The sequence below is a fragment of the Melissospora conviva genome (genome assembly GCF_049523535.1).
In the GTDB taxonomy this organism is placed as follows: Bacteria; Actinomycetota; Actinomycetes; order Mycobacteriales; family Micromonosporaceae; genus Melissospora; species Melissospora conviva.
Genome location: NZ_JBLLDT010000001.1, coordinates 713,272 through 726,784, shown reverse-complemented (window position 1 = coordinate 726,784; position 13,513 = coordinate 713,272). Strand labels below are relative to the sequence as shown.

The following is a 13,513-nucleotide window of genomic DNA, read 5'->3' as shown; positions in this document are numbered from 1 at the left end:
ATGCGCGCACGCCTGTCCGACATCGCCCGGCAGGCCGAGGTCAGCGAGGCGACCGTCTCCCGGGTGCTCAACGACCGGCCCGGAGTGGCGCCGGAGACCCGGCAGGCCGTTCTCACCGCTCTCGACGTGCTCGGCTACGAGCGCCCGGCCCAGCTGCGCAAGCGCAGCGCCGGCCTCGTCGGCCTGGTCGTACCCGAGCTGGACAACCCCATCTTTCCCGCGTTCGCGCAGGTCATCGAGTCGACCCTTGCGCAGAGTGGTTTCACCCCCGTGCTCTGCACCCAAACTGCGGGGGGCGTCACAGAAGACGAGTACGTGGAGATGCTCCTCGATCGCCAGGTGTCGGGCATCGTCTTCGTCTCCGGCCTGCACGCCGACACCGCCGCCGACCACGACCGCTACCGGACCCTGCTCGCCCGCCGGCTGCCGATCGTGATGGTCAACGGTTACGTCCCGGGCCTCGCCGCCCCCTTCGTCTCCTGCGACGAGCGGGAGGCCGCCGAGCTCGCCGTGGCGCACCTGGTGGCGCTCGGCCACCGGCGCATCGGCCTGATCACCGGACCGGACAGGTTCAGCCCGGTGCAGCGCAAACTCGCCGGCTACCGGCAGGCGATGCGCCGGCTGCTGGCCACCACGGACGCCGACCTCGACGTGCTCGCCGAGCTGTCGCTCTTCGGTGTCGAGGGGGGCGAGGCCGCCGCCGCGCGACTGCTGGAGCGCGGAGTCACCGGCATCGTCTGCGGGTCGGACCTGATGGCGCTGGGCGCCATCCGCGCCGCCCGACAGCGGGGTCACCGGGTGCCGCAGGACGTCTCCGTGGTCGGCTTCGACGACTCACCGCTGATGGCCTTCACCGACCCGCCGCTGACCACCATGCGCCAGCCGGTCACGGCGATGGCGGTGGCCGCGGTCCGCGCCCTGGTCGACGAGATCAACGGCCACGGCGCACCCCACTCCGAGTACGTCTTCCGCCCTGAGCTGGTCGTCCGCGGCTCCACCGCGATCGCCGCGGACCCGCCCCGGCCGCAGGCGGCGACCACCGGGCCCGAGGCAACCGCCCGGCCGGCGACCAGCGCCGGCGAGGCGACTCCCCCCGTCGCGGCACAGCCCGCGCCGCGATCCGAACCGGACCCCGGGAACGAACTGCGGACGGCCGTCGCGTCCCGTTGACCACCCGCCATCCGTCTTGCGCAAGGATTGCTTGACTCTTGCAAGCCCGGCGCGGCATTCTGCTGGCAAAGCGGCCCAATCCTCACCATCCGGGCCCGCGCCCCAGCGGCCGGCCGCCGCGCACGGGCAACCACCGCGCCAGCAGAACGGGGATCACCATGACCCAGAACACCCCCCGCACCACCGACGACGCGACCTGGTGGCGCTCCGCCGTCGTCTACCAGGTGTACGTCCGCAGCTTCGCCGACGCCAACGGCGACGGCATCGGTGACCTGCGCGGCATCACGCAGCGCCTGCCGTACCTGCGCGACCTCGGCGTCGACGCGCTCTGGCTGACGCCCTTCTACACCTCACCGCAGATCGACGGCGGCTACGACGTGGCGGACTACCGCGACGTCGACCCGATCTTCGGCAACCTCGACGACTTCGACACCATGATCGGCCAGGCGCACTCCCTCGGGCTGCGGGTCATCGTCGACCTGGTGCCGAACCACACCTCCAGCGCCCACCCCTGGTTCACCGCCGCCCTCGCCGCCGGACCCGGCTCCGCCGAACGCGAGCGCTACCTCTTCCGGGACGGCCGGGGCGCCGACGGCGAACTGCCCCCCAACGACTGGGAGTCGATCTTCGGCGGTCCCGCCTGGACCCGGGTCGCCGACGGCCAGTGGTACCTGCACCTCTTCGACCCCGCCCAGCCGGACCTGAACTGGCGCCACCCCGAGGTCCGGGCCGAGTTCGAAGAGATCCTGCGCTTCTGGCTGGACCGCGGCGTCGACGGCTTCCGCATCGACGTGGCGCACGGAATGATCAAGGAGGAAGGGCTGCCGGACGTGGGATTCGGCATGCTCATCGACGGCCGCCGGCAGTCCTCGATGCTCGGCAGCGGCCAGCTGCCCTACTTCGATCAGGACGAGGTGCACGACATCTACCGCGCCTGGCGGCCCATCCTCGACAGCTACCCCGGCGGCCGGATGGCCGTGGCGGAGGCCTGGGCCGAAACGCCCCAGCGGCTGGCCCGCTACATCGGCCCGGACGAACTGCAGCAGGCGTTCAGCTTCGACTTCCTCGACGCCACCTGGGAAGCCGGCTCCTTCCGCAAGGTCATCGACACCGCGCTCGCCGAGGCGACGATCGTCGGCGCGCCGACCACCTGGGTCCTCTCCAACCACGACAAGCAGCGCCACGTCACCCGGTACGGCGACGGCGAGGTCGGACTGCGCCGGGCCCGCGCTGCAGCGTTGCTGATGCTCGCCCTGCCCGGCTGCACCTACCTCTACCAGGGCGAGGAGCTGGGCCTGCCGGAGGTGCTCGACCTCCCCGACGAGCTGCGCCAGGACCCGTCGTTCCTGCGTACCGGCGAGAGCCGCGACGGCTGCCGGGTACCGCTGCCCTGGGAGGGCACCGAGCCGCCGTACGGCTTCGGGCCGGCCGGCTGCGACAAGTCCTGGCTGCCCGCCCCCGCGAGCTGGGCGCAGCTCTCCGTCGCCGCCCAGACCGGCGTCGCCGGCTCCACCCTGGAGCTCTACCGCAGTGCGCTGCGGATCCGGCGTGCCCACCCCGGCCTGGCCGGCTCGGACGACCCGGTGCGCTGGCTCGACGCCGCGCCCGGGGTGCTGGCCTTCAGCCGTCGCGCCACGCCGGACGCGCCGGAGCTGGTCTGCGTGGTCAACATCTCGGCGGCCCCGGCTCCGGTCGGCGGGTACGGCCGGGTCCTGCTCGCCAGCGCCCCGCCGACCGAGGTCGACGGCGAGATCGCGCTGCCGGTCGACGCCGCCGCGTGGTTCGAACGCGAGTGAACGGGTAACCGACGGGTCCCTGGTCGTCCGGTGAGTTCTCGCACTGCCGGGCGGCCGGGCCCCGTCCCACCTCGAACGGCCCGGGCGGTCGCGGCTCTCAGGCCCGGGAGGTCAGCAGGTCGGCGACGCGCTGGAAGCCGGCCCGGACCTCCGCTTCGGTCGGCGGATCCGGGGTCTCCACCTCCTCGGCCCCCTCCTCGTCCTCCTCGTCGACGGTGTCGGCGTAGTCGCCGTAGAGGTCGGCCCGTTCCACCTGCGCGGCCTCGTCGGCCGCCGCGGTACGCGCGGAGGTGATCTCGCCGCGGATCTCCTCCACCGACACCGCCGGCAGCAGGGGTTCCACCACCGCCATCAGATCGTCGTCAGCGACGATCCACTCGGCCATCGAGAGCGCGTGCGGCCGCTCGTACGGCCCACAGACCACCGGCTCCCACTCCTCGGCCTCGTCCAACGGGCCGAACGTGATGATCCACGGCAGGGCGATCATCGGTGAGTCGTCCGGCAGGTCCAGCGTCACAAGTGCACCCATGGATCCCATCATGGCCGCAGGGAAGCGCCTCGGGGCCGCATCGGCCGAAAGCCGGTACGGCCCCGAGGGCCAGCGGGCCCCTACCAGCCCGCCGCCCCGGCCCCCGCCGGACCGCGACGGCGGTTAATCTCGTGGCGTGCACGAGCGAGCCCGCCTCCACCGGCGAACCCCTGCGGACCGACGACCGGCCATGCCGAGACGGTTGCGCAACGGCCTCGCCGCGCTCCTGCTCGGCCTGACTCTGGTCCCGGCCGCCGCGGCACCCGCGGCCGCCGCGCCCGCCTGCGGTCCGGCCGGAGGCACCGCACCCGCCCAGCGGACCTGGGCCCTGGACCGCCTCGCACCCGAGTCGGTCTGGCCCCTCACCCGCGGCCGCGGAATCGTCGTGGCGGTCATCGACTCAGGGGTGGCCGCCGGCCATCCCCTGCTGCGGGGGCAGGTGCTCCCCGGCGTCGACCTGGGCCTGCCCAACCACAGAGGACAGTGCGACGAGGTCGGGCACGGCACCCTCATCGGCGGCATCATCGCCGGCCGGACGGGCACCGGCGTCCCCTACAGCGGCATCGCCCCCGAAGCGCGAATCCTGCCGATCCGGATCCTGCGCGACACCGCACGCACCTTCGACCAGGATCTGCCGGCCCGGATCGCCATGGCGATCCGCTGGGCGGTGGACAAGGGCGCCCACGTCATCAACCTCTCGCTGGTCACCGTGGACACTCCCGCGCTCGCCGAGGCCGTCCGGTACGCCGTCAGCAAGCGGGTGGTCCTGGTGGCCGCTGCCGGCAACCAGTCCGAACAGCAGCCGGGGCAGCCGGCCTACCCGGCCCGCTACCCCGGAGTCATCGCCGTCGCCGGGATCGACCAGCAGAGCGGCCACGTCGGCAGCTCCGTCAGCGGCGACTACGTCGACGTGGCCGCGCCGGGTCTGGCGATCGACGGTCCGGCGCCGGGTGGCGACGGCTACCTGCACGAGTCCGAGGGCGGCACCAGCTACGCCACCGCGTACGTCGCCGGGGTGGCCGCCCTGGTGCGCAGCTACCACCCGCAGTTGACCGCCGAAGAGGTCGCCGACCGCATCATCCGCACCTCCGACGCCCCACCGGAGGGACGCAACGCCGACGTCGGGTACGGCGTGGTCAACCCGTACCGGGCGGTCTCCGAGCTGCTGGGGACCCGTACCGCCGCCCCGTTGGGAGCCCTGCCGCCGGCGCCCCCACGGGAGGATCCGCTGGCCTGGCAGCGTGACGTCGCGATCTGGACCGCGCTGCTCGGCCTGGCGCTGGCGTTGGCGCTGCTGCTGGTACGCCCGGCTGCCCGGCTCGGCCGTAGCCGGGGCTGGCGCCCCGGGCGGCGCGCCGACGCCTGACGCGTCGCCTGGCCGGCCCGCGTGGGCTGGGTCTCGTGGGCTGGGTCTCGTGGACGGTCGGCTGGCTGGGGTCGGCCCCGGCGAGTCACGAGCCTTCACCACTGCGCTGACAGCAGCGCGGGGGCCGGCGGACTCTTCGTCCTCCGACCCCCGCAACACTGGCTCGCCTCATTCGGTCTGACGGCGACCGCGCCCCGGCGTCCGGATATCAGCGCAGCACGCCTGGCGAAGCTTCGCCGCCGCCACCACCCCAGACGTCCTCGTCCTCCTCCAGCCAGCTGGAACGGTCGGCCACATCCTCGCCACCGCCGTACCCGGCCGAGGAGCCGACGCCGCCGACCATCCCGCCACGGCCGCCCATGGCGCCTGCCGCACCGGCCCCCATTCCCCGGGCGCCGCCGGCGCCAGCGGCACCGCCGCCCCGTGCCCCGGCACCACGCGTGCCGGCACCTGAGGCTCCGGCGCCCCCAACCATTCCACCCATGCCGCCCATACCGCCGCCGGCACGTGATCCGCCGGCCTTGCCGGCACCACGTGCGCCGGTGCCGGCGCCGGCACCGCCGCCCATCCCGCCCATCATTCCCATGGTGGGAGAGACGGGGCGGCCCAGCGAGCCGCCACCGGGAATCACACCCACGCCGACTCCTCCGCCGGCCCCACCGCCGCTGCCCAGGCCGCCACCCATGCCGCCGGTGCCCAGACCGCCACCGAGGCCACCGCCACCAGCGCCCACCAGACCGCTACCGACGGTTGGCGTCGCACCCGCCAGCCCCGTGCCGTATTCGGTTTTGGGAGGGGTGCCATATCCCTCTCCGGGCGTCAGCGGGCTCGGCACGCCCAGGGTGGGAGTGCTCGGGGTGAGGACACCCGGCTCACCCAGGCTTCCGCCGCCGGGGCCCTTCAGCGGCGCAAACTCCGCAACGGAGGTGGTCGGGCTCGTCGGCAGACCACCGGGGCCTCCGGGTCCGCCGCCGATGCTCGGCACCCGCCCCGGCCCGGGACCACCGCCAGGACCCGGTCCGAGGTCCGGCGTCTCCATATCCGGACGCCGGATGATTCCAGGCCCGGCCTCACCGGGCATCGCCACGGCGGTGTTGACGTAGTCGTTGCCAGCCTTGTTGTACACCCTGGCCGCTTCCTCGGTCTTGCCGAAGAGGAAGTCGGTGACCTTGTCCTTCACGCTGACGATCGGGTCCAACAGGCCGAGGAAGTCCGGAGTGATCTTCGCCTCGAAGAAGCCGGCACTGATGTGGATGCGGCCTTCGCGCGCCTCAAGAACATCGTTGACGCACGATGTCGGGACCGGAAAGTCCGCCTGCGCCTTGCTCAGTTTGTCGGCCGCCTCGTTGAGCGAGTGGACGACGCCGTCGTCCTTTTCGGCATCCTTGATGATGCCCTCGATGTCCTTGGCGATCTTTTCGACATGCTCCTTGAACGCCTCGTACGCCGGCCCTTTCCAGACAGTGTTGATGTCCTTGACGTCCCGCTCCAGGCTGCCCTGGACGGACCGCAGGTTCGTCAGCAACTGCTCCCAGCCCAGAGCGGCGCTGGCGACATCACCCGGACGCCCGTCAACGACGAGTTCCTGGCACATCTCCTCCCAGCTCTTGCCCATCTTGTCCCCTCCCCTGACTACGCCGTGCCGCCGAAGATTTGCCGCATCTGGGCCGCGCTCATCTCGTTCGCCGCCTCTGCGGTCTGGTAGTTCTCCTTGACCTTGCGCAGTGCCTGGGCAGCACGATCGAGATTGTCCGACTGGGTCTTCAGACTGGCCCGCGTCGTGGCATACAGGCCACTGTGCTTGGCCGCCAGTTCCTGGGCCATGGGAAAGCTGCCCAGGGCAGACTTCCCGTCAGCGGGGACCATCAATTGCTCGATTTCCGGCATCCGGTAGTAGAGCTTCTCCAGATAACGGGACTGATAGTCCAGCCACTCGATCGCCTTGTCGAGACTGTCCGCATCCCACTCGGTGACCGCATTCGTTCCGGCCAGCCCCTCCGGGGCCTCGGCCTTGTTGATGTTGTCGACCGACACACCCCTGAACTGGGGAGTCAGCGTGGGAACGGAGGGCACCCGGGCCTGGAATCTGTCCGGCTGTTCGGTCCTGTCAGTCATTGCCTGCCTCCGATGTATCGATCAGACGTCGCAGATGTCGCGCTACTCCTATCGGCCGCTGCCACCGGTCGGCGGCCGGTGCTCGCCGGGACCGCCTTCAGCGGGCGGCGGCGGCGTCGGCAGCCGGTAGCCGGGATGCGGCGGGCCCGTCGGCGGCTGCGGAGGGCCCGCCGGGGGCTGCGGAGGGCCCGCCGGGGGCTGCCACATCGGGTGCCCGGGCGGCGGCCCGTATCCACCATTGAAGGGCCCGGGTGGCGGCGGCGGTCCGCCGGGCTGCCCCGGGTTGCCGAAGCCGGGCGGATTGGGGGCGGCTGCGGCCTTACGCCGGGAGCCACGCCGCAGCACCAGCACCAGCACCACCACCAGCGCGACCGGAATCAACAGACAGAGCGCGACCTGAATCACCGCACCGGTCTTGTTCGTCACCCCGACGGTCAGCCACGGCTCGCCATCATCGCTCTTTTCAGGTCCGGCACCATCCGGCCCGGAACCTCCACCGTCTGCGGCGACCAGTGGATGCTGCTGCACCGACGGCACCGAGGCGGTCAGCGCGGCGACCGGGTCGACCGCACCGAACCCGTACCGGTCGTCGCGGCCCTCCGGGCCCAGATCCGACGCCGTGCCGATCAACCGGTTCACCACATTCGCCGCGTCGAGATCCGGATACTTCGCCCGCACCAGCGCCGCGATCCCCGACACGATCGCCGTCGTGCTGCTCGTACCGGTACCCACTCCGTAACCGTTGTGCGAGACCCCGAAGGGAACCGGAGCGATGATGTCCTCGATCGGCCCCGCCAGGACCGCTTCGGGACCGAAGGTCGAACCGGAGTGGAACTTTCCGTTGCGCCCCGTCCCGGTCACCGCGATGACGCCGGGGATGTTCGCCGGCTGCCCGATGCCCACATCCGCCTGCTCGGTGTTGCCGGCCGCAGCCACCACCACGACGTCCCGGGAGATCGCATACGCGATGGCTTCGGCCAACTCCGGCGAAGAACCCGCGATACGCAATGAAAGATTGATGACGTCCGCCCCGTTGTCGACGGCCCACCGGACCGCCTCCACCAGCACCCGTGGCGGCGCTCCGGTGCTACCAGAAGCCACCGCGACCGGCAGGATCTCCGCCTCCGGCGCGATCCCCAACTGCACCATGTCGCTGCCACCGACGCCTGCGACCAGACCGGCCATTCCCGTGCCGTGGCCGGACTTGGTGTCCACGTCCTTGCGCCCGTCCGAGCCTGCGGCGATACCGAAGCCGGCGCCGCCCAGTACCCGGCCGACGAGCGCAGGATGGGACGCGTCGACCCCGGTGTCGACCACCGCGACGGTGACGCCCCGCCCCTTGGTGATCTTGTGAGCCTGGGGGATCTGCAACGAATCCAGATACCACTGCAGCCCACGCACCGTGTCCGCACTCGCCGGTGCCGGCGCGACCAGCACGCCACCGGTCACGAGCGCCAACGACACCAGTGCCGCACCTACGGAACGGGCCGCCCCGCGCAGGCCGGAATCCGCTCGCATGAATCCCCCAAATTCTCCGTACCCGACGGGCAGACACTGCGGCTCCGGTCCCGTCGAACCGGACCGGAGCCGCAAGTGGCTGGTGTCAGCCCCACATCTTGGAGTTGCTCATCTCCGTGTTGACGTAGTTCTGCTTGGCGACGCCGACAGCGCCACCGATGTCGTTCAGGATCTTGTTGATGCTGCGCACGGCGGCGTCCCACTGCGCCTGGTGCATCTCGTACGCCTGCCGGTCCTCACCGTCCCAGTGCAGCTTGGACAGCATCGAACGAAGGGTGTCGAGCTTGTCGTCGATCGTCTTCGAGATGGCAATCATCTGCTGATTGCTGCTCTCGAGGACCGCGTAATCAACCTTGATCGTCACGGCGGTCTCCTCCTCTCCTGGTCAGCCGGTCACGGGTTCAGCGCAGACTGGAACTTGTCCAGCATCTGCTTCTGTTCGTCGTCGTTCACCTGGTGCGTCGTGCCCGACTTGTCGAGCAGCTCGGCGATGCTGTCCATCGCTACCAGCAGCTTGGCGGTGTCTTCGTTCCACCGGGTCATGAGCTGCTGGAAACCGGTCGACGCGCCGCCCTTCCAGGCGAGAGCCAGGTCGTCGACCACGTTCCAGAGCTTCCTGAGCTCACCATCGACATCTTGGCGCGTGGAACGCACGTCACTTGCAGCGGTGTGCAGTGTCGCGTGATCGACCTCGAACGGGGACGTCATGTCTTCACCCCTTCGTCACGTTGTGGCGGCACGATGCCGCGTCCTCCCCTCGGTAAGGCGCGGACACCCCACCGAAGGACAATCTTAAATGGAACGGTAGCCGACGCCGTCCATTCCGCGCAGACCCGCCCGCTCGCCACCCCATCGACATTCATCTTCGGATCGCTGGAGACTCCCGGCGGGGGCCGCTCCACCCGGGACGGTTCAGCGATCGGCACGCTGAACAGGACGTGGACAGCGGCCGGAACCGCCTACCGCCCATCCTTGGCTTGTGGCCCAGCTGTGACCCGAGGGCGTGCCGCCGCGCATCCTGCCGGAGGCAGGAGGGGTCATCGCGGCTCGCACCACGCCGTCTGGATGAGCTGCTGACCGTCCTGCCGCCGGACCAGGGTGCCGCGGCCGGGCGGTTGCGGACTGGGCCGCAGGGTGCCGAAGATGGCGCCCTCCTCACGGTTGCCCGACATCAGCAGGCCCGGCGAGTCAAGCTCCCGCAGCCGTTGCAGCACCGGCTCGTAGAGCGCACGGGCAGCGCCACCGACCCGCCGGGCGATGATCACATGCAGGCCGATGTCACGGGCCTGCGGCAGCAGCTCGCGCAACTCACTGAGCGGATTGGTGCCACCGGAGGCGACCAGGTCGTAGTCGTCGACCAGGATGTAGAGCTCCGGACCCTTCCACCAGCTGCGCTCGCGCAGCTGTGCGGTGGTGACGTCCGGTCCCGGCAGCCGGTTCTCCATGGCCGTGCGGATCGAGGCCAGGCCCTGACTGAACGCCTGGTTGGAGGCGGCGTAGTCGAGCAGGTGGTCGCCTTCTACCGCGCCGAGCAACCCGCGCCGGTAGTCGGCGATGACCAGTCGCGCCTCGGCCGGGGTGTACCGCTCCACGACGCTGCTTGCGATCAGCCGCAGCAGGTTCGTCTTGCCGCACTCCGCGTCGCCGAAAATCGTCAGATGCGGCTCGGTCTGCAGGTCCAGGTAGACCGGGGCCAGGGCCGACTCGTTGACGCCGATCGGCAGTCCCGGCGCCGCCCGGTCGGTCACCCGGACCAGCTCCGCCATGGTGAGCTTGCGGGGCAGCAGCCGTACCGCAGGGGCCGGCGCACCGGGCCAGGCGGCAGCTGCCTGCTCCGCCAGGGCGACCGTAGCCTCGGCGAGGTCGTCGACGGCACGAAGTCCGTCCACCCGGGAGACCGCGGCGAGGAAGTGCAGCTTGTCGCGGGTCAGACCACGGCCCGGCGACTTCTCCGGCACGTTCATCGCCGCCCGCCGGTCGATCTCCGACTCGGCCGGATCGCCGAGCCGCAGCTCCAGCCGGGTGCCGAGCAGGTCCCGCATGCCGATGCGGACCTCCGCCCAGCGGGCCGCGGTGAGAACCACGTGGATACCGAAACCGAGGCCCCGGCCCGCGAGCGTGGTGATGGTCTGCTCCAGCTCCTCGTAATCCTGGCGCAGGGTGTTCCAGCCGTCGACAATCAGGAAGACGTCCCCGAACGGGTCGTCGGCGAACTCGCCGGCCGCCCGGCGCCGCCGGTAGCCGGCCATCGAGTCGATGCCGTACTGGTTGAACCGCAGCTCCCGCTCGTCGAGGAGGGTGACCACCTCGGCGACGGTGCGGCGCACCCCTTCGGTGTCACGGCGTCCGGAGACCCCGGAGACGTGCGGCAGCCGCTCGACCGCCCGCAGTGCGCCACCACCGAAGTCGAGGCAGAAGAACTGCACCTCACGCGGCGTGTGGGTCAGCGCGAGCGAGGCGATCATCGAGCGCAGGATGGTGGTCTTGCCGGAGAGCGGCCCGCCGACGATCACCACGTTGCCACCCGCGCCGGCCAGCTCCACCAGCAGCGGGTCACGGCGCTGTTCGTACGGGCGGTCCACCACGCCGACCGGCACCACCAGGCCGCCGTGGTTGGGCCAGCCCGCCGCAGTCAGACCGCGCACCGGGTCGACCGAGATCGTGCCGAGCAGCTCGTCCAGGCTCGGCGGGTCCGCCAGCGGCGGCAGCCAGACCTGGTGGGCCGGCGCGCCCCGGCCCTGCAGCCGTTCGATGATGACGTCGAGCATCGCCACAACCTTGCCGCTCTCGGCGGCCTCCTCGGCCTCCGGCTCCTCGACCGCCTCCACCACCGGCATCGGCACGTAGTCGACCCCGTAGGGCACGATCCGCCGCTGCAGCACCGACTGGCTGGTGCTGCCGCGGCCCGCCGCCCGGTACGCGCCGGAGACGTACGCGGCGCGGAACCGCAGCATCGTCGAGGTGTCGGTCTTGAGGTAGCCGTGACCGGGGGCGTTGGGCAGCTCGTACGCGTCGGGCACGCCGAGCACGATGCGACTCTCCACCGCGGAGAAGGTGCGCAGACCGATCCGGTACGACAGGTGGGTGTCGAGCCCGCGCAGCTTCCCCTCCTCCAGGCGCTGGCTGGCCAGGAGCAGGTGCACGCCGAGCGAGCGGCCGAGCCGGCCGATCATGACGAAGAGGTCGATGAAGTCGGGCTTGGCGGCGAGCAGTTCACTGAACTCGTCACAGATGATCAGCAGGCTCGGCATCGGGCGCAGCGGCTCGCCGTTGGCCCGGGCCTTCTCGTAGTCGTAGCGGGAGACGTAGTTGCCGGCCGCGCGCAGCAGCTCCTGCCGGCGCACCATTTCACCGGCGAGCGCGTCGCGCATCCGGTCGACCAGCGGCAGCTCGTCGGCGAGGTTCGTGATGACGGCGCTGGTGTGCGGCAGCGCCTCCAGCGAGGCGAACGTCGCACCGCCCTTGAAGTCGACAAGGACGAAGTTGAGCTCCTCGGAGGAGTGCGTGACCGCCAGCGCGGCCACCACCGTACGCAGCAGCTCGCTCTTGCCGGAGCCGGTCGCGCCGATGACCAGGCCGTGCGGGCCCATGCCCTCGTGCGCCGACTCCTTGAAGTCCAGCTCGATGGTACGGCCGTCGGGTGCGACACCGATCGGAATGCGCAGCCGGTCCCGGTGGCTGCGCTGGCGCCACGTCACCGAGGTGTCCACCGCGGCGGCGTCGCCGATGCCGAGCAGGTCCGGCAGTTCCATGCTGCGCGCCAGCGGCTCCTCGCTGGTCGTCTGCTGCGAGAGACGGTACGGCGCCAGCTGCCGGGCCAGCCCTTCCGCCTCGGCGAGCCCGAGCCGGTCCGGGCGGCCGAGCAGGGAGACCGACCGGCCGCGGACGACCTCGAGCTTGTCGCCGTTGACGTCGAGGCAGAGCAGCCACCGTCCGGCGTCGCGGGGCACCCCGCCGGCGAGGTCGAAGACGGTGGCGCCAAGCAGTCCGGCGCCCATCAGCTGGCAGGCGGCCGAGTACTCGCCGCCGTCGAGGACCACCACCAGGTGCGGCCCGGTGGTCAGTGGCTTCGCCTCGGGGCTGAACCGCGGCCGGCTCGACAGCTCCTCGGCGAGGAAGTCCTCCGCCTCGTCGAGGGTGGCGAAGACCAGGCGACGCGCTCCGGCGGCGTCGGTCTGCCCGGAGTGCTGCGCGTGCGGCAGCCACTTGACCCATTCCCAGTCGCCGAGGCGCTCCGGCGCGGCGACGACCACCACGAGCAGGTCGTCCGGGGCGTGGAAGGTGACCAGCTGGCCCAGCACGGCCCGGAGCATGCCGAGCACCGACTCGCGGTCGCCGCGCAGCGCCACCCGGCTGAACGCCCGCAGCGAGACGGCGGTCGGCAGCTGCGGCACAGTGGAGTGCGCCCGGACGAAACGCCGCAGGGCGATCGCGCTCATCGGCTCCAGGTCCTCGACGGGCTTGGTCTCCGGCGGAACGATCTGCACGGCCAGCTGCTGCGGTCCGATGGCCAGCCGGGCGTCGCCGAAGTCCTCGTCGGTGACGCGCCGTTCCCAGAGCCGGCGGGAAGCCGCGATCGACCAGAGTGCGTCCGGCTCGGGGTGCTTCCACGCGGTGGCACCCCGCTGCTGGGCGGCGGCCCGCCGGGTTCGCTTGCGACTCTGCGCCAGGTACCGCATGTAGTCGCGGCGCTCGGCGTTCAGCTCCGCCTTGGTGTTGTTGCCGCCCGACGCCAGCGATCCGAGCGCCATGCCGAGCATCGAGACACCGAAGAGGCCACCCACGATGTACGTCATGGTGCCGCCGCCCCGGCCGGCGTAGAGGAACGCCATGGCGCCCGCACCGCAGAGCATCGGCAGGATCATCAGCAACTGGCCGAGGCCTTTCGGCAGCTGCTCGGGCAGCTCCGGCGGGGACTCAAGCAGCAGCTCGCCGCGGGGCAGGGCAGGGCCCGGCTTGCGGGGCGGTCGGCGGAAGATCACCGTGCTCACGTCGACCCCTCCGGTCGTGATGCAGATC

Annotated in this window: 9 protein-coding genes and 1 pseudogene; 3 read left to right on the top strand and 7 right to left on the bottom strand. The window is 71.4% G+C overall.

Going from position 1 to position 13,513, the window contains the following annotated elements; translation table 11 throughout:
* A pseudogene (locus ACK8GG_RS03675) lies at positions 1–1,017 on the top strand (LacI family DNA-binding transcriptional regulator); the annotation flags it as partial.
* 311 nt (positions 1,018–1,328) lie between these two features.
* Entirely contained in the window at positions 1,329–2,966 is a 1,638-nt protein-coding gene (locus tag ACK8GG_RS03670; protein ID WP_440354079.1) for a glycoside hydrolase family 13 protein, read from the top strand.
* A 97-nt stretch (positions 2,967–3,063) separates the two neighbouring features.
* Here the strand turns inward: ACK8GG_RS03670 and ACK8GG_RS03665 are convergent, their stop codons facing one another.
* The gene (locus ACK8GG_RS03665) at positions 3,064–3,495 is read right to left on the bottom strand and encodes a hypothetical protein (protein ID WP_440354080.1); all 432 of its coding nucleotides are present in this window, start codon (positions 3,493–3,495) and stop codon (positions 3,064–3,066) included.
* A 190-nt stretch (positions 3,496–3,685) separates the two neighbouring features.
* Between ACK8GG_RS03665 and mycP the strand changes: the two genes are divergently transcribed.
* Complete coding sequence (mycP, locus tag ACK8GG_RS03660) at positions 3,686–4,861, top strand: type VII secretion-associated serine protease mycosin (protein WP_440355532.1); 1,176 nt, start codon at positions 3,686–3,688, stop codon at positions 4,859–4,861.
* A 208-nt stretch (positions 4,862–5,069) separates the two neighbouring features.
* Here mycP and ACK8GG_RS03655 read toward each other — a convergent pair whose 3' ends face one another.
* The 6 genes from ACK8GG_RS03655 to eccCa form a co-directional block, all read right to left on the bottom strand.
* On the bottom strand, positions 5,070–6,476 hold the full coding sequence (locus tag ACK8GG_RS03655; protein WP_440355531.1) for a WXG100 family type VII secretion target: 1,407 nt from the start codon (positions 6,474–6,476) through the stop codon (positions 5,070–5,072).
* Positions 6,477–6,493: 17 nt separating this feature from the next.
* Positions 6,494–6,976, bottom strand: coding sequence for a hypothetical protein (locus tag ACK8GG_RS03650; protein WP_440354083.1), 483 nt, complete (start codon positions 6,974–6,976; stop codon positions 6,494–6,496).
* Positions 6,977–7,024: 48 nt separating this feature from the next.
* Positions 7,025–8,440: a S8 family serine peptidase gene (locus ACK8GG_RS03645; RefSeq protein WP_440355530.1), complete on the bottom strand. Its 1,416-nt coding sequence runs from the start codon at positions 8,438–8,440 to the stop codon at positions 7,025–7,027.
* Positions 8,441–8,579: 139 nt separating this feature from the next.
* Entirely contained in the window at positions 8,580–8,858 is a 279-nt protein-coding gene (locus tag ACK8GG_RS03640; RefSeq protein ID WP_440348248.1) for a WXG100 family type VII secretion target, read from the bottom strand.
* 29 nt (positions 8,859–8,887) lie between these two features.
* Positions 8,888–9,202 carry a WXG100 family type VII secretion target gene (locus tag ACK8GG_RS03635; RefSeq protein ID WP_440355529.1) on the bottom strand — a complete coding sequence of 105 codons (315 nt, stop codon included), beginning with the start codon at positions 9,200–9,202 and terminating at the stop codon, positions 8,888–8,890.
* A gap of 329 nt (positions 9,203–9,531) precedes the next feature.
* Positions 9,532–13,485 (bottom strand): type VII secretion protein EccCa, encoded by a 3,954-nt coding sequence (eccCa, locus tag ACK8GG_RS03630; protein ID WP_440355528.1) that lies wholly within the window; start codon positions 13,483–13,485, stop codon positions 9,532–9,534.
* Positions 13,486–13,513: the final 28 nt, after the last annotated feature.